This is a genomic window from Janibacter sp. Soil728, assembly GCF_001428305.1.
Taxonomy (GTDB): Bacteria; Actinomycetota; Actinomycetes; order Actinomycetales; family Dermatophilaceae; genus Janibacter.
In genome coordinates this window covers 737868-754297 of record NZ_LMRZ01000004.1, presented here as the reverse complement: position 1 = coordinate 754297, position 16430 = coordinate 737868, and the positions used below count along the sequence as shown (strand labels likewise).

General features: G+C 68.9%; 15 protein-coding genes and 1 tRNA gene. 13 read left to right on the top strand and 3 right to left on the bottom strand.

Annotated elements, in window-relative coordinates; all coding sequences use genetic code 11:
- Nucleotides 1-16 precede the first annotated feature (16 nt).
- The 10 genes from ASG73_RS10410 to ASG73_RS10365 all read left to right on the top strand — a co-directional run bounded on the left by ASG73_RS10410 (nt 17) and on the right by ASG73_RS10365 (nt 9930).
- On the top strand, nt 17-1198 hold the full coding sequence (locus tag ASG73_RS10410) for a PucR family transcriptional regulator (protein WP_055994229.1): 1182 nt from the start codon (nt 17-19) through the stop codon (nt 1196-1198).
- 55 nt (nt 1199-1253) lie between these two features.
- The gene (locus ASG73_RS10405; RefSeq protein WP_055994227.1) at nt 1254-2435 is read left to right on the top strand and encodes an acyltransferase domain-containing protein; all 1182 of its coding nucleotides are present in this window, start codon (nt 1254-1256) and stop codon (nt 2433-2435) included.
- Nucleotides 2432-3430, top strand: a complete 999-nt coding sequence (locus ASG73_RS10400; RefSeq protein WP_055994225.1) for a beta-ketoacyl-ACP synthase III — start codon at nt 2432-2434, stop codon at nt 3428-3430. Before ASG73_RS10405 ends, ASG73_RS10400 begins: the two co-directional genes overlap by 4 nt.
- A 58-nt stretch (nt 3431-3488) precedes the next feature.
- Nucleotides 3489-3740 carry an acyl carrier protein gene (locus tag ASG73_RS10395; RefSeq protein ID WP_055994223.1) on the top strand — a complete coding sequence of 84 codons (252 nt, stop codon included), beginning with the start codon at nt 3489-3491 and terminating at the stop codon, nt 3738-3740.
- An 80-nt stretch (nt 3741-3820) separates the two neighbouring features.
- A complete protein-coding gene (gene fabF, locus ASG73_RS10390) occupies nt 3821-5071 on the top strand; it encodes a beta-ketoacyl-ACP synthase II (protein WP_055994221.1) in 1251 nt (416 codons plus the stop codon).
- Complete coding sequence (locus ASG73_RS10385) at nt 5068-6507, top strand: acyl-CoA carboxylase subunit beta (protein WP_055994219.1); 1440 nt, start codon at nt 5068-5070, stop codon at nt 6505-6507. Before fabF ends, ASG73_RS10385 begins: the two co-directional genes overlap by 4 nt.
- Before the next feature lie 102 nt (nt 6508-6609).
- Nucleotides 6610-7368, top strand: a complete 759-nt coding sequence (locus ASG73_RS10380) for an amino acid ABC transporter ATP-binding protein (protein WP_055994217.1) — start codon at nt 6610-6612, stop codon at nt 7366-7368.
- A gap of 81 nt (nt 7369-7449) precedes the next feature.
- Nucleotides 7450-8289: a glutamate ABC transporter substrate-binding protein gene (locus tag ASG73_RS10375; protein ID WP_055994215.1), complete on the top strand. Its 840-nt coding sequence runs from the start codon at nt 7450-7452 to the stop codon at nt 8287-8289.
- Nucleotides 8290-8386: 97 nt separating this feature from the next.
- The gene (locus tag ASG73_RS10370; RefSeq protein ID WP_055994213.1) at nt 8387-9067 is read left to right on the top strand and encodes an amino acid ABC transporter permease; all 681 of its coding nucleotides are present in this window, start codon (nt 8387-8389) and stop codon (nt 9065-9067) included.
- A complete protein-coding gene (locus ASG73_RS10365) occupies nt 9064-9930 on the top strand; it encodes an amino acid ABC transporter permease (RefSeq protein ID WP_055994211.1) in 867 nt (288 codons plus the stop codon). Before ASG73_RS10370 ends, ASG73_RS10365 begins: the two co-directional genes overlap by 4 nt.
- An 87-nt stretch (nt 9931-10017) precedes the next feature.
- Here the strand turns inward: ASG73_RS10365 and ASG73_RS10360 are convergent, their stop codons facing one another.
- Nucleotides 10018-10530, bottom strand: a complete 513-nt coding sequence (locus tag ASG73_RS10360) for a DUF3145 domain-containing protein (RefSeq protein WP_055994209.1) — start codon at nt 10528-10530, stop codon at nt 10018-10020.
- Nucleotides 10531-10757: 227 nt separating this feature from the next.
- On the opposite strand from ASG73_RS10360, the gene ASG73_RS10355 reads away from it, so the two are divergent.
- Nucleotides 10758-10831, top strand: a tRNA-Ile gene (locus ASG73_RS10355).
- 75 nt (nt 10832-10906) lie between these two features.
- Here ASG73_RS10355 and ASG73_RS10350 read toward each other — a convergent pair.
- Both ASG73_RS10350 and ASG73_RS10340 read right to left on the bottom strand, forming a co-directional pair.
- A complete protein-coding gene (locus tag ASG73_RS10350) occupies nt 10907-11854 on the bottom strand; it encodes an HNH endonuclease (protein ID WP_156466243.1) in 948 nt (315 codons plus the stop codon).
- Nucleotides 11855-12668: 814 nt separating this feature from the next.
- Nucleotides 12669-13870, bottom strand: a protein-coding gene (locus tag ASG73_RS10340) for an IS3 family transposase (RefSeq protein WP_156466242.1) whose coding sequence is annotated in 2 segments (ribosomal slippage) — nt 12669-13610 and nt 13613-13870 — 1200 coding nt in all. Because the reading frame shifts where the segments join, the coding sequence is not laid out codon by codon here.
- A 276-nt stretch (nt 13871-14146) separates the two neighbouring features.
- On the opposite strand from ASG73_RS10340, the gene ASG73_RS10330 reads away from it, so the two are divergent.
- Both ASG73_RS10330 and ASG73_RS10325 read left to right on the top strand, forming a co-directional pair.
- Nucleotides 14147-14815: a hypothetical protein gene (locus tag ASG73_RS10330; RefSeq protein ID WP_055994204.1), complete on the top strand. Its 669-nt coding sequence runs from the start codon at nt 14147-14149 to the stop codon at nt 14813-14815.
- A 76-nt stretch (nt 14816-14891) separates the two neighbouring features.
- Nucleotides 14892-15869 carry a glutamate ABC transporter substrate-binding protein gene (locus ASG73_RS10325; protein ID WP_055994202.1) on the top strand — a complete coding sequence of 326 codons (978 nt, stop codon included), beginning with the start codon at nt 14892-14894 and terminating at the stop codon, nt 15867-15869.
- The last annotated feature ends 561 nt before the right edge of the window (nt 15870-16430 follow it).

Genomic DNA, 16430 nt, shown 5'->3' with positions numbered 1-16430 from the left:
CACATAGACTCGGGGCATGTCGCGCCGTGGCCTCGTCTCCCTCACGACCCGCCGTCAGGTCCGCCGCAGCGGGGGTGACCTGGCTCGGGCTGCCACGCAGCGCCTCGAGGCCAACCACGAGTGGTACGCCCGGCTCGGCGCCGAGCAACGGTCCTGGGTGGCGCTGGTGGCGCAGGCCGGTATCGCCAACTTCATCGAGTGGCTCGACGGGGTCGCCCCCGCCGACACCCGGACGACCTTCGGCGCGGCCCCGCGCGAGCTGACCCGCACCATCAGCCTGGCCCAGACCCTGGAGCTGGCCCGCTCCGTCGTCGACGTGGTCGACGAGCGGGTCGAGGAGCTCGCCCGCCCCGGCGACGACACCGACCTGCGCATCGCGGTCCTGCGCTACTCCCAGGAGATCGCCTTCGGCGCGGCCCAGATCTACGCCAACGCGGCCGAGCAGCGCGGGGCCTGGGACGCCCGCCTGGAGTCGCTCGTCATCGACGCCGTCATGCGCGGCGAGGTGGACGAGTCGATCCGGTCCAGGGCAGCCGCCCTCGGATGGGGCGATGTCACCAATGTCGTTGTGCTGGTGGGAGGTTCACCCACATTTGGCGAGGACGAGCACGATCCGTCGACGGTGGTCGGTCAGGTGCACTCCACGGCCAGACGTCTGGACCTGCCGGTCCTGGTCGGCGTGCAGGGCGCCCGTCTCGTCGCCGTCGTCGGCGGGGTGACGGAGCCGCCCGCCATGGCCCGCGCCTTCGCACACTGCTTCGCCGAGGGGGATCTCGTGCACGGTCCGCTCGTCCATGACCTGACCGACGGCGCGCTCTCCGCACATGCCGCGGTGGCCGGGCACGTCGCTGCACCCGGATGGCCGGGACGTCCGCGGCCGGTGGCCGCCGACGACCTGCTCGCCGAGCGCGCCATCGCCGGTGACGACCTGGCACGGGTCACCCTCGTCGAGCAGGTCCAGGTCGCCCTCGAGGAGCACCCGAGCCTGCTCGAGACCGCCCGCACCCACCTGGAGTCCCCCGGCCTCGAGGCAACCGCTCGCTCACTGATCGTCCACGTCAACACGGTGCGCTACCGGCTGGGCCGGATCAGCGACATCATCGACTACGACCTCACCGACCCGCACGAGGCCTTCACCGTGCGGATCGCTCTTGCCCTCGGAGCGATCTTGGAGGATCCCTCCAAGAGCCTCGGGTGATTCTCTGGTGGGGTTGGTGTCGCCCCCACCACCCTCCTCGCGGGACTCTTGAGACGTGCTCGCCATCACCTGCCCCGGTCAGGGGTCCCAGACGCCCGGTTTTCTCTCTCCTTGGCTCGAGCTGCCCGGTGTGGCAGATCGACTCCACTGGCTCTCGACGGTCGCCGGCATGGACCTGGCCGCGCACGGCACGACCTCCGACGAGGAGACGATCAAGGACACGGCGGTGGCGCAGCCACTCATCGTCGCTGCCGGACTGCTCTCCCTCCTCGCGCTCTTCGAGCACCCGGCTGACGGCTTCCGTGTCGTGGGTGCAGGCGCCGGGCACAGCGTCGGCGAGATCACCGCGGCCACGGCAGCCGGCGTCATCAGCGCCGAGCAGGCGATGGTCCTCGTCCGCGAGCGCGGCCGGTCCATGGCCCAGGCGGCCACCATCACCCCGACCGGCATGAGCGCCGTGCTCGGCGGCGACCCGCAGGAGGTCCTCGCGAGCATCGAGAAGCACGGCCTGACGGCCGCCAATGTCAACGGCGCCGGCCAGGTGGTCGCCGCAGGCACGCTGGAGCAGCTCGCCGCCTTCGCCGAGGACCCGCCCGCCAAGGCGCGCGTCATGCCGCTCAAGGTCGCCGGGGCCTTCCACACCGAGCACATGCAGCCCGCTGTGGCCGACCTCGCCCGGCTCTCGCGTGCGGTCTCGACCCACGACGCCCGCGTCCCGATCGTGTCCAATGTCGACGGGAGCGTCGTGCACTCCGGGCCGGAGGTCCTGCGTCGCATCGTGAGCCAGGTGAGCAACCCGGTGCGCTGGGACCTGTGCATGGAGACGCTGAAGGACATCGGTGTCACCGGCATCATCGAGATCCCGCCGGCCGGAGCCCTGACCGGTCTGGCCAAGCGCGGACTCAAGGGGGTCGAGGTGCTCGCACTGAAGACCCCCGACGACCTCGATGCCGCCCGCCGCATGGTCCGTGAGCACGGTTCGAGCCGTCAGGCCTCCCAGCCCACCTGGCGTCTGGTGACCTCACCCGTCAAGGGCATGGTCAAGGTCGCCGCCGTGCAGCCCGGCTCCGAGGTCGCGGCAGGCGATGTCGTCGCCCACGTCTCCTCCCTTCGGGACTCCCTCGAGGTGCGCTCCGGCCACGCCGGCACGGTCGTCGAGTGGCTCGTCGAGGACGGCGACCCGGTCTCCCCCGGCCAGCCGCTGCTGCGGATGCACCCGCAGGACGGTCTGTCATGAGCACGCTCGGCGTCCCCGACGTCCTCCACCATGCCCGGATCACCGGTATCGGCGCCTACCGCCCCGAACGCGTGGTGCCCAACAGCGAGATCGTCGACGCCATCGACTCCTCCGACGAGTGGATCCGCGAGCGCTCCGGCATCGCCTCACGGCACAAGGCGGCTCCCGACGAGAGCGTCGTCGACATGGCCGAGCACGCCTCGCGGGGCGCACTCGAGTACGCCGGGGTGTCCGCCGACCAGGTCGACGCAGTCATCGTCGCGACGGTGTCCCACCCCTACCAGACGCCCGCGGCCGCCCCTGAGCTCGCGGCCCGGTTCGGCTCTCGCGCACCGGCCTTCGACATCTCCGCCGCCTGTGCCGGGTACTGCCACGGCATCTCGGTGGCCAACGACATGGTCCGGGTCGGCACCGCCGAGCACGTGCTCGTCGTCGGCGTGGAGAAGATGCTCGACTTCACCGACCCGACCGACCGTGGCTCTGCCTTCATCTTCGGCGACGGCGCCGGTGCCGCGATCGTCTCGCGCAGCGAGACCGCGGGCATCGGGCCGACCGTGTGGGGCAGCGACGGCGATCAGAAGCACCTCATCGCGCAGCGCGACTCCTGGATGACCCTCGCGGGCGACCGGGCCCTGCCGTGGCCCGCGATCGTCATGGAGGGCCCCAGCGTCTTCCGGTGGGCCGTGTGGTCGATGGCCAAGGAGGCCCAGCGCGCGCTGGACGCCGCGGGCGTCAAGCCCGAGGACCTGGCCGCCTTCATCCCCCACCAGGCCAATGTGCGGATCATCAACCAGATGGTCAAGGCTCTCGGCCTGCCCAAGGACCTACCCGTGGCCCGCGACATCGTCACCACCGCCAACACGTCAGCGGCGTCCGTCCCGCTCGCCATGGAGCGCATGCTCCGGGAGGGCGAGGTCGAGCCCGGCGGTTTGGCCCTGCAGATCGGCTTCGGCGCAGGCCTGACCTGGGCCGCGCAGGTCGTGACCCTCCCCTAGTTTTCCCGTCGGTCCGACGGGTTCTCGGACCACCCACCGCACAACAAGGAGCAATTCCATGGCATACAGCGACCAGGACATCCTCGACGGCCTCGCCGAGATCGTGTCCGAGGAGACCGGTGTCGACGCGTCCGAGGTGACCGCCGACAAGACCTTCACCGACGACCTCGACGTCGACTCGCTGTCGATGATGACGATCGCCGTCACCGCCGAGGAGAAGTTCGGCGCCAAGATCCCTGACGAAGAGGTCAAGAACCTCAAGACCGTCGGCGACGCCGTCAACTTCATCAAGGCCAACCAGCCCGCCTGAGTCCGGTGATGTTCCCCCCTTCGACATGACGAAGGGGGGAACCGCCCGGCCCCCGCACCCTCACCCACAGGAGCCCCCGTATGACTTCTCCCCGGCCCACCGTCGTCGTCACCGGCCTCGGCGCCACGACCCCGCTCGGCGGCACCGCCGAGGAGACTTGGCAGGCAGTCCTCGCCGGACGCTCCGGCGCCGCCACCCTCGATGAGTCGTGGGTCGAGGAGTTCGAGCTGCCCGTCAGCTTCGCCGCGCAGCTGACCGTCCCCGCTGCCGAGGTGCTGAAGAAGGTCGAGACCAAGCGCCTGGACCCCTTCGCCCAGTACGCCCTGGTGGCCGCGCGCGAGGCATGGGCCAACGCCGGCTCCCCCGAGGTCGTGCCGGAGCGGCTGGCCAGCGCGGTCGGCACCGGCATCGGCGGGGTCCAGACCCTGCTCACCGCGTGGGAGGCCTTGCGCACCAAGGGTCCCCGTCGCGTCTACCCGCTGTCCATCCCGATGCTCATGCCCAACTCGGCGGCCGGCACGGTCTCCCTCGAGTTCGGTGCCCGCGCCGGCGCGCACACGCTCGTGTCCGCCTGCTCGTCCGGCGCCGAGTCGATCGGCTACGGCGCCCACCTCATCCGTGAGGGCCTGGCCGATGTGGTCATCGCCGGTGGCGCGGAGGCGTCCATCCACCCGCTACCCATCTCCGGCTTCGCCGCGATGCAGGCACTGTCGACCCGCAACGACTCCCCGCAGACGGCCTCGCGCCCCTACGACACCGACCGGGACGGCTTCGTCCTCGGCGAGGGTGCGGCGATCCTGATCCTCGAGTCCGAGGAGCACGCCCGGGCCCGCGGGGCCAACATCATCTGTGAGCTCGCCGGCTTCGGCGTCAGCGCGGACAGCCACCACATCGCCGCTCCCGAGCCCGAGGGCGCCGGCGCCTCGCGCGCGATGGCCGACGCCGTCCGCGACGCGGGCGCCACGCCTGCCGACCTGTGCCACATCAACGCGCACGCGACCTCCACGCCCGTCGGTGACGTCGCCGAGGTCGCGGCGATCCGGCGGGCCTTCGGCGACGACGCCGACCACATGGCCGTCAGCGGGACCAAGTCGATGACCGGGCACCTCCTGGGCGCAGCCGGCGCACTGGAGGCGATCTTCTCCGTGCAGGCGGTGCGTGACCGGGTCGCTCCCCCGACCATCAACATCGACAACCTCGATCCGGCGGTCACCCTGGACGTCGTCCGGGACACCCCCCGCCCCCTCGGCGACGGAGACCTGCTCGTGCTCGACAACTCCTTCGGGTTCGGCGGCCACAACGTCGCCCTGGCCTTCAGGACCTTCGCATGACCCGCCAGCCCAATGCCGCCTCGGCCGCCGTCGGCAAGCGCGTCAAGGTCCCCCGCGAGGAGGACCCCCGTAACCCCAACCACCGCCTCGCCGCCTTCCTCGACGACGGCTCGCTCGAGCTGATCACGCAGGACGACGACTCGGGGATGCTCGCCGCGACGGGCACGGTCGGCGGCCAGCCCGTCGTCGTCTTCGCCTCCGACGCCACGATCATGGGCGGCGCGATGGGCGTCGCCGGCTGCAAGGTCGTCGTCGCTGCCTACGAGCGTGCGCTCGACGACGGGCTGCCCGTCGTCGGTCTGTGGCACTCCGGTGGCGCCCGACTGCCCGAGGGCGTCGTCTCGCTCCACGCCGTCGGTGAGGTCTTCGCGATCATGACCCGGGCCTCGGGCAAGATCCCGCAGATCTCCGTCGTCATCGGCGCCGCTGCCGGTGGCGCCGCCTACGGCCCGGCACTGACCGACATCGTCATCCTCGCCCCCGAGGGACGGATCTTCGTCACCGGACCCGATGTGGTCCGGTCCGTCACGGGAGAGGACGTCGACGCCCTTCGCCTGGGTGGTCCCGAGCCGCACGGTCGCCGCTCCGGCGTCGTCCACGTGCTCGCCGACTCGATCGAGGACTCCTTCGAGCGGGCCGGCACCCTGTGCCGTCTGCTCGGTGACCAGGGCAGCTTCGACCTGAGCGGCGTCGACGACGTCGACCTGGCCGAGCAGCTGCCCGAGTCGGCCAAGCGCGCCTACGACGTGCACCCGCTCGTGGAGCAGATCCTCGACACCGGTGAGCTGCAGGAGCTGCACGGCCGGTGGGCCCCCAACATCGTCACGACGCTCGGGCGGATGGGCGGTCGCACCGTCGGGGTCATCGCCAACAACCCGATGCGTCTGGGTGGCTGTCTCGACTCGTCCTCGGCGGAGAAGGCATCCCGCTTCGTGCGGATGTGCGACGCCTTCGGTGTCCCCCTCGTCGTGCTCGTCGACGTCCCCGGGTACCTGCCCGGCGTCGGTCAGGAGTGGGACGGCGTGGTGCGACGCGGCGCCAAGCTGCTCCACGCCTTCGCCGAGGCCGTCGTGCCTCGCGTGACGGTCGTGACCCGCAAGACCTACGGCGGTGCCTACATCGCGATGAACTCGCGCTCGCTCGGTGCGACCAAGGTCTTCGCCTGGCCTGACGCGCACGTCGCGGTCATGGGCTCGGTCGCCGCCATCCGCATCCTGCACCGACGCCGCCTCGCCGAGGTCGACGAGTCGGAGCTGGCCGAGGTCGAGCAACAGCTCGCCGACGAGCACGACCGTCTCTCCGGTGGTCTCGAGCGGGCCGTCGAGATCGGCGTGGTCGACGAGATCGTCGAGCCCACCCACACTCGCTCGGCCTTGGCCCGGGCCTTGGCCGAGGCACCCGCGCGACGTGGAGATCACGGCAACATCCCCCTCTGACACCGCAGTACCCCAGCAGGCCGGCGTGGCCGAGTGTCTCACTCAGGTCACGCTGGCCTGTTGGCGTGACGTGGGACACCCGCTTGCCACTAGGTTCGGCGCATGTCGATCGACAGCGCCACCCATGAACCCCTCGTCGTGCTCACCGATGTCAACAAGCACTTCGGTCAGCTGCACGTCCTCAAGGACATCAACCTGACGATCGGCAAGGGCGAGGTCGTCGTCGTCATCGGTCCCTCCGGGTCCGGCAAGTCCACACTCTGCCGCACCATCAACCGCCTCGAGACCTTCGAGTCCGGCAGCATCACCATCGACGGTGAGCCCCTTCCGGAGGAGGGCAAGGCGCTGGCCCGGCTGCGCGCCGACGTCGGCATGGTCTTCCAGTCCTTCAACCTCTTCGCGCACAAGTCGATCCTCGACAATGTCACCTTGGGGCCGATGAAGGTGCGCAAGAAGTCCAAGGCCGAGGCGGGCAAGCGCGCCCAAGAGCTGTTGACCCGCGTCGGTGTCGAGGCCCAGTCCTCGAAGTTCCCCGCGCAGCTGTCCGGAGGGCAGCAGCAGCGCGTGGCCATCGCCCGCTCGTTGGCCATGGACCCCAAGGTGATGCTCTTCGACGAGCCCACCTCGGCACTGGACCCCGAGATGATCAACGAGGTCCTCGACGTCATGACCCAGCTCGCCCAGTCCGGCATGACGATGGTCGTGGTCACCCACGAGATGGGCTTCGCCCGACGGGCGGCCGACCGCGTGGTCTTCATGGCCGACGGACAGATCGTCGAGACGGCCACTCCCGAGGAGTTCTTCACCAATCCCCGCAGCGATCGGGCCAAGGACTTCCTCGGCAAGATCCTCAGCCACTGACCAGCACACCACCTCACGCACGCACCAGAGCAGGACCGCGGTTCACAGGGAGTGGCCCGCGGACAACCCAGGAGGAGCACCATGATCACGCGACGAATCGGCGCAGCAGCATTCACCCTCGTCCTCGCGGCCGGCCTCGCGGCCTGTGGCAGCGACGACGGCGGCGGTGACGACGGCGCCAGCGGTGGCGCCGGCGGCGAGAGCATCAAGGTCGGCATCAAGTTCGACCAGCCGGGGCTCGGCCTCAAGGAGGGCAACACCTACACCGGGTTCGACGTCGATGTCGCCAACTACGTCGCCAAGGAGCTCGGCAAGACCGATGTGCAGTTCGTCCAGGCGCCGAGCAAGCAGCGCGAGGACCTCATCGCGACCGGGCAGGTGGACCTGATCTTCGCCACCTACTCGATCACGGACGAACGCAAGCAGAAGGTCTCCTTCGCCGGCCCCTACTTCATCGCCGGTCAGGACCTGCTCGTGGCCGCCGACTCGACGATCAAGGGCCCCAAGGACCTCGACGGCAAGAAGCTGTGCTCGGTCACCGGCTCGACCTCCGCCGACAACGTCAAGAAGGAGGTGCCCGGCGTCAACCTGCAGGAGTTCGACACCTACTCCAAGTGCGCCGAGGCGGTCTCCAAGGGGCAGCTGGACGCCCTGACGACGGATGACACGATCCTCGCCGGCTACGCCGCCCAGCCCCAGTACAAGGGCAAGCTCAAGGTCGTCGGCGCTCCCTTCTCCGAGGAGCGGTACGGCGTCGGGCTGAAGAAGGGCGACACCGCGCTGTGCGAGGACGTCAACAAGGCCCTGACCAAGATGGTCGAGGACGGGGCCTGGGACAAGGCCGTCGAGGACAACTTCGGCCCCGCGGGCTTCAAGGTGGACGCCAAGACCAACCCGCCGAAGCTGGACGCCTGCTCCTGACGTGAGCGGTGGGGTGGGTGAGGGGCCGGCCGCCCCTCACCCACCCCACCGACCGCGGCACCACATGATCAGGATGCGCACGCACAAGGAGTAGTGGATGAACGAGCTCTTCCAGCAGTTCGACGTGTGGGGAGCCTTCTGGCTGACCATCAAGCTGGCCGCCTTCTCCCTCGTCGGAGCCATGGTGATCGGGACGATCGTGGCGATCATGCGGGTCTCGCCGGTCGCGATGTTTCGCTTCGTGGGTGCCGCCTACGTCAACATCATCCGCAACACCCCGCTGACCCTGATCCTCACCTTCACGATCTTCGTCATGCTCTACGACCTCGGCATCAACCTCGCCGACGAGAACAGCCCGACCTCCATCGCCGACAATGGCGTGCGCTGGGCCATCGTCGGGCTGGCGGTCTACCACGCTGCCTTCGTCTGCGAGGCAATTCGCAGCGGCATCAACACCGTGCCTCCTGGTCAGGCTGAGGCCGCGCGGTCGTTGGGGCTGGGATTCAGCCAGAACCTGCGCCACGTCGTCCTCCCGCAGGCCCTGCGGGGAGCCATCGCTCCCTTGGCCTCCGTGACCATCGCCCTCATCAAGAACACGACGGTTGCCGCAGCCATCGGCGTCGCCGAGACCGCAGCCCTGATGAGCTCGGCGCTCGAGCTGCGGGCGGACCTGAACTACCTGACCTTCGCGCTCGTCGCCGGGTTCTTCCTCCTCGTCACCCTGCCGATCGGCATCGGTCTGACGAGCCTCTCGCGTCGGATGGCGGTCAAGCGATGAGCACGAGTGTCCTCTTCGACAATCCCGGCCCCAAGGCGCGCCTGCGGTATCGGATCATCGCGGTCATCGGGTTGCTGATCGCCGCCGGGATCGCCTGGGTCGTCGTGGGCAAGCTCAACGAGTACGAGGAGTTCTCCGGCACGAAGTGGTCACCGATGGCCACGTGGTCCACCTGGCGCTACTACCTGCTCATTGGTCTGTGGAACACCCTCAAGGCCGCCGGTCTCTCGGTCATCGGCGCGAGCATCTTCGGTTTCGTCTTCGGCACCGGCCGGCTATCCCAGAACCGGATCGTGCGCATCGTCAGCAGTGCTGTCGTGGAGTTCTTCCGCGCCATCCCCGTGCTGATCATGATGATCTTCTTCTTCGGCATCTACGCCTACAACGGCGTCTTCTCCGCGGAGATCAATCCGCTCGCCGCTGTCGTCACCGCACTGACCCTGTACAACGGCGCCGTCATGGCCGAGCTGTTGCGCTCGGGAGTGCACTCGTTGCCCGCGGGACAGCGTGAGGCCGGCCTGTCGGTGGGTCTCTCGCCCAACCAGGTGCTGCGCTCGATCCAGATTCCGCAGGCCGTGACCGCGATGCTTCCGGCGCTCGTCAGCCAGCTCGTCGTCATCCTGAAGGACACCGCGCTCGGCACCGTCATCACCTACCCGGAGCTGCTCCAGCAGGGCCAGAACCTCTCGTCCCTGCATTCCAACATCTTCGCCGCGCTCGTCGTCGTCGCCCTGATGTTCATCACGGTGAACTGGGCGCTCACCGCCCTCGCCGGGCTGCTCGAGAAGCGGATCAATCGCCGGGGACGCACGTCCGCCGAGGCGATCCCGACCGCGCCGGTCGCGGCTGGCGCCGAGGACTAGCACCCAGCAGCCCCATCCGGGCATGACGAAGGGCGCCGCGCCAAGGAGGGTGCGCGGCGCCCTTCGTCATGGGGTCCGGTGGAGCGGTCAGCCGACCTTGTGCAGCCAGCGCACCGGAGCGCCCTCGCCTGCATGGCGGAAGGGCTCGAGCTCAGCGTCCCAGGCCTCGCCGAGCAGCTCGCCGAGCATGTCCTCGACGGCTTCGCCGGCTCCCTGGGCGAGGGTCATGACCTCGCGGAGACGGTTTTCGTGCAGGACGACATCACCGGATGCCGACATGGTGGCGTGGTGGATGCCGAGGGTGGGCGTGTGGCTCCAGCGGGAGCCGTCCAGGCCCGGCGTGGGCTCCTCGGTGACCTCGTAGCGCACGTTGTCCCAACCGCGCAGGGCAGAGGCCAGCTTGGCGCCTGTACCGGGGTCCCCCGTCCAGGAGAACTCGGCACGCTTGAGCGACCGGCCGAGCTGCTGCTCGGTCCAGTCCAATGACACAGCCTGACCCAGCACGGACTCGAGCGCCCACGTGATGTGGGGGCACAGTGCCGTCGGGGTGCTGTGGATGAACACCACACCTCGCGTGCTGACGCGCTTTCCTGCAGACATCTCGATCCTCCTTGAGTGCGATGGACGTCTTCCCCAACGCCAGGCACTGTCCTGTGGATCAAGCTGCTGCACGCATGAGACTTCGTGGTGTGCTGCTCGGACGATTTTCGGTTGTGCGGCCATTGTGCCCCATGTACCACAAGAGCACCAGCCCTCACGGTGACCCCGGGCACCTCAGACGTTTCAGGCTCCACGGGGTAGCCTCACGCCGACGCCCTCGGGCGTTCGGGGCGGTAGCTCAGTCGGTCAGAGCACCGGACTCATAATCCGTCGGTCCTGGGTTCAAGCCCCAGTCGCCCCACCGTCCTGACGCGCACTGTGCCGCGCCTGTCCACCGCTTTGATCAAGCCGGCCGTTTCTCGTTCGCGATGGTGACCTATGCAGCCCCGAGGAGTCCCTCGAAGTGAACCTCGATCGCTGATCTCGTGGTGTCGAGGGTGTCGACGGTGTTGACCGGACGTCGTCGGGTCACCTCGCCGGCCCGGGGTGGCCGCGACCGGGGTCCAGGTCGCCCGTGGCCGAGCAAGGGCGGCGCGGTGCAGGTGTACTCACTGCCGGTCGGTGTCGTCAGGGTGACTTCGTGGGGGCCGCCGCCAGGATCCAGGCCGCTGGAGGTGACCTCGGCCCGCCAACCGGGCGCCTCCTTGACCAGGTTGTGTCCTTGACACCCACCCAACGCGTTCGCCGCGGACGTCTCACCCCCGCGCGCGTGCGGGCTGACGTGGTCGATGTCGCGGACCGGCGCACCGCAGAACGGCACCCGGCACGTCGCGTCCCGCAGCTGCACCAGCTGGCGCAGCACCCCGCTGAACAGTCTTCTCCTGGAATCCATCGCGACCAGGTCCCGGCCACCCGGCGCGGTCCACAACCGCCGCAACCACGTCGCGGTCCCGGCATCACACAGACGCAGCAGATGCTCACGAGCCATCTCCCCGGGCATCGCACCCCACCCCGGGACTTCGACCTCGTCCCGATCACCAGCACCGCCAACATCGCTGGCGCGGGTGGAGTCGCTGGTCGTACCGGTGGCGCTAGTGCGGAAGAAGACCGAGCCAGCAGCATCAGCGCCAGAGCTTTCGCCGGTGCGCACGATCGCTTCCTCACGCATCACCAGACCGACCTCGACCGGCTGCACCTGCCCCTCAGCCCGCCCCGACAACAGCTCCAACGCGGTGTCCGCCATCCACGCGCCACGACCCCGCTCGTCCGCCGCACGCGCCGCATCAACCTGAGGGTCACCGGTGGCGACGTAGCGGGACTGCTCGGCCTTCTTCAGCGCAGCGAAGGCCCCGACCACATCCTGCAACGGGCCCAGCACGCTCAACCACGCCATCCCATCCGCCGCCGGCCGCACACTCACATTCCTGGACGCCACCGCCTTACGACGCCGACGCACCAACGCCTCCGCATCCAGATCCGCACTCGCCCGATGCGCCGCCGCAGCCAGCTCCCGATCCCCCACCGACGTCAAGCACCCCGCCAACCTGCGCCAACGCCTCCGCATCCAGATCCGCACTCGCCCGATGCGCCGCCGCAGCCAGCTCCCGATCCCCCACCGACGTCAAGCACCCCGCCAACCTGCGGTCGGCCTCCACCCGATCATCGTGCGACAAGCACGCAGTCTCGCGGGCCACGATCGTCGCCCGCCACTCACTCAACTCACCGCTGGTCAACGCCGCCAACGTGGACGGCAGATCGTGCACCAAGCTCTTGGCCAACCCCACATGCCGATCCGCCTGACCCGGCGCACACCGCCGCGCCAACGCCAGCTCCGCCCGCGCACCCCGGCGACGACACGACGCCTCCCGCGCCGAGACCACCCCATCCGCACGGTCCTGCGCCACCCTCGCGTCGCGGTCCTCGACAAACCGAGCGGTCGCGCGAGCCTGCAACGCCGCAGCCGCCCCCTTCGCCGCCTCGCACAACGAGACGACCTGCAACAGCTCCGCCTCCGACAACACCTCCGCACGAGCCCCGCTCAACACCCCCAGAGCAGCAGCAAGACGATCAGGCAGCGCATCCCCGACCACAGACTCACCCGCCGTGCTGGTCGTCCCCTGATCGGTCATCGCGCCCCCCTTCGCTGCTTCAAAATTAGTACATGTGTTTGGGGTTGACCCCGTTTCGTGGACATCGGTTTAAGCGGCCTCTGCGGCCACCGTGGTGAGCCGGTGCTCGAAGGCTACCGGGCTGATCTGGCCGAGCGCGGAGTGGCGCCGGCGTCGGTTGTAGACGTTCTCGATCCAGGAGCTGACCGCGGCGATGGCCTCGGCCCGGGTGGCGAACGTACGCCGGCCGTAGTACTCGGTCTTCAGCGTGGACCAGAAGCTCTCCTGCTGGGCGTTGTCCCAGCACACCCCGGTGCGCCCGACCGACAGACGCACGTCGACTTCCTCGGCGACGTCGGCGAGCTGACTGGAGGTGTATTGGCAGCCGCGGTCCGCGTGGAAGATGACCTTGGCGGTGGGGCCGGTGGCCGGATCGCGAAAGGTGACCGCGCGGCGTAGCGCGGTCTCGACGAGGTCGGTGTGCAGGTTGTCGGCGAAGGCGTATCCGAGCACCCGGCGGGAGCAGCCGTCGCGCACGCCGCACAGGTACAGCCAACCCTCGTTGGTGGCCAGGTAGGTGATGTCGGAGGTCCACACGACGTTGAGCTCGCCACGGTCGAAGTCCCGCCGGACCAGGTCGGGGATGGCGTGCGGGTTGGGGTCCACGATGGTCGTCACCGGCCGCCACGGACGAGGGCTGATCCCGCGAACCTCGTTCTCCCGCATGAGTTTCGCGACGGTCTTGCGGGTGACGACCTCGCCGGCCTCACGTAGGTCGGCGGTGATCCGGGGAGCACCGTTGACTCCGTCGGAGGCATCGTGAGCGACCTTGATCTTGACCGTCAGGTCCGCACGGCGCGCTTCCCGCGGCCCGGGCTGGCTGGATTGTCGCTGCTCCCAGGCGTAATAGCCCGAGCGTGAGACCTGCAGCAGGTCGACCATCCGGCAGATGCTGTGGGTGGCCTTCTCCGCGTGGATCACCTCGAACGCTCGCTCGGGTTCGATGCGTTCTCTATCGCGAAGAAGGCCGCTGCTTTTTTCAGGAACTGCCGGTCCATCCGCAGCTCGGCCACCTCGCGTCGCAGCCGCTCCAGCTCGGCCCGCTCGTCGACGTCCAACGCCTCGGGCGGGTCATCCATCCGCGAACGCTCTATCGCTACCCACCGGCCCAGCAGTGCCTCGCCGACCCCGATCTCTCGAGCGACCTCAGCGATCGTGCGCCCGGTGTCGATGACCAGGCGAGCGGCTTCCTGCCGGAACTTCGGGGTGTAACTCTTCCTCTTCGCACCCATGAGTGCATCCTTCCCTGCCAGGGCAAGCCTGGCGATCAGGATGTCCACCGAACGGGGTCAACCTCATGTTCGAATGATTCAAGAGGGTGAGGACAACTTCTTCGCCTTCCCCGCCTGCTCCGCCAGCCCTCGCTCCGCCCTCGTCACCACCGTGCCACCCACCCCCGACAACGCTCCCGAGCCAGCCTCTGGTCAATGTCGGTGGCTGGCTCTACTCTTCTCCCAAGCTCGGGGAATGCCCCGGACGCCACCCTTCTCTTCCTCCCGAGGACACCCATGCCCAAGCGCGCCCTGGCAGTCGCCGCCGCCTCCCTGCTCCCCCTCACCCTGCTCGCCGCGCCGTCCGCGCAGGCCGCGCCCTCCTGCAACATCAGCACCCCGAGCAAGGTGGCGATCGTGTCGCCCTACCGCACCGTCACGGGCACCTACAGCTACGGCTGTCGGACCTATGCCGAGTTCGCGGACTGGAGCGTCGTCCACCCCACGCAGGGCATTTTCAACGGGTTCTGGTTCGACTCGGGGATGACCTCCGAGTCCATCGACTGGTACGACTGGAACCCCGTCGGCATCTACACGATCCGCCCCGACGGCGCCTACGACCAGGACTGGGACAAGATCCCCCAGAACACCCGCACGATGACCGTCAAGTACGGCTCGCGGCAGTACATCAGCACCAGCCGCAGCGGCTCGACCGTCACCACTGCGGGCACGACGACCCGCTACTCGCCCCGGGCCGGGAGCTACGCCGCCCTGTCTGGCCAGCGGGTCTACCTGCAGTCCCAGGCCTGCTCCACCTGCGCGTGGAAGCCCGTCACGTCGACCACGACCAACCGGTACGGCAAGGTCACCTTCAAGCGCACCTCGTCGACGGCTCGGTACTGGCGACTGAAGACGGTTGACAGCTATAACACCTTCGGCCGGACGTCCGCGACCTCCCGGCGCTGACGACACGGCGTAGTCACCCCCTTCGTCGTCGACGGAAGCCTGCGAGGATGGATCCCGTCCGACGAAGGGGGATGACGTGCGCCGAGTCCGCGCGCTGGCCACAGCCGCGCTCACCGCTACCCTCCTGACCGCGTGCGTCCGCTCCGTGGACGTGAGCCCCACCGACTCGCCCGCCCCGGTCTCCACCAGCTCGACGGCCTCCTCGAGCACGCCGACGAGCGGGACCAGCACCTCCTCGAGCACCACGTCCAGTCCCTCGCTGCACGAGACCGAGCTGCCGGACACCCTGCGGGTGGGCATCTCCTTCGACCAGCCGGGCGTGGGTCTGCGCGAGGGCGACACCTACAGCGGCCTGGACGCCGACGTCGCGCGCTACATCGCGCGCTACCTGGGCATCTCGCGGATCGCCTTCGTCGAGGCCCAGACCGATCAGCGCGAGACGCTGCTGGCGACCGGTCAGGTCGACCTCGTCCTCGCCGCCTACTCGATCACACCCGCGCGTGCCGAGCAGATCACCTTCGCGGGCCCCTATCTGTCGACAGGTCAGGACCTGCTCGTGCGCACGACCAGCCGCATCCGCAAGCCCTCCCAGCTGTCGGGCTCCACGGTCTGCAGCGTGCAGGGCTCGCAGTCGACGACCGAGCTGGTTGCCAACTACCCCGGGCTGCACCTGACGATGCGCCCACGCATCTCCGACTGCGTCGACCTGCTCAAGGACGACAAGGTCGAAGCGGTCACGTCCGACGCGGCGATCCTGGCGGGCTTCGCCCGGGGTTCCACCCCTCCGGACACATGGCGCACGAGCGGCAAGCCGTTCACCCACGAGCGCTGGGGTGTCGCCATGCGCCGTGAGGACACCGCCATGTGCGAGGACGTCCACGACGCTCTCGCCGCCATGGTCGACAGCGGTGACTGGAAGCGCTCGGTGCGCGACAACCTGGGCACCGTCGAGCAGATCGGCAAACGCACCGCCACCCCGCCCACCCTGCAGTCCTGCCCGGAGCCGCGCTCCGCGAGCTCGTCCACCTCCGGCGGGTCCGCCAGCTCCAGCTGACCCCAACAACCACGAGACCCCCTCACCCGCGATGCGGGTGAGGGGCTCTGCTGGCTCCCCCGACTGGACTCGAACCAGTAACCTGCCGAGTCCTTGACTCGTAATCCCCGACCTGCCACGAATGTGGCCATACGCCCGCCGTAGAGCCGATCTTGGCCCGATCCTACTACCTGATCCGACCCGATCATTCTGGGGATTCTTGGGGTCAAAGTGGGGATCTAGTGGGGATGGAGCCAACGTTCCAGGCACCCCTCGGCTCGGGTGACGTCAAGTCAACGTACGGATTACAAGGGGGCACCTGCTAGGTTCCGCTTATCGGACTGAACGGGTGATGTCAAGTCCCTGCAACCGATTTCGGGGGGCACCAAGTAAGTTCATGCACGTCCGGTCCTGAGATGGACCTCACGAGACCTTGGGAGCAATCCGAGGAGATCAAGCCTGCACGTACGCATCCGCGTTTGGGCAGAAAGATGCAAGGGCAAGTTTCTGCCCTCGCAAAAACTAGCACGGCACGACCGCCACGACCAACCGGTCAGGGCGCACCACGCCAACGCCAGGGAG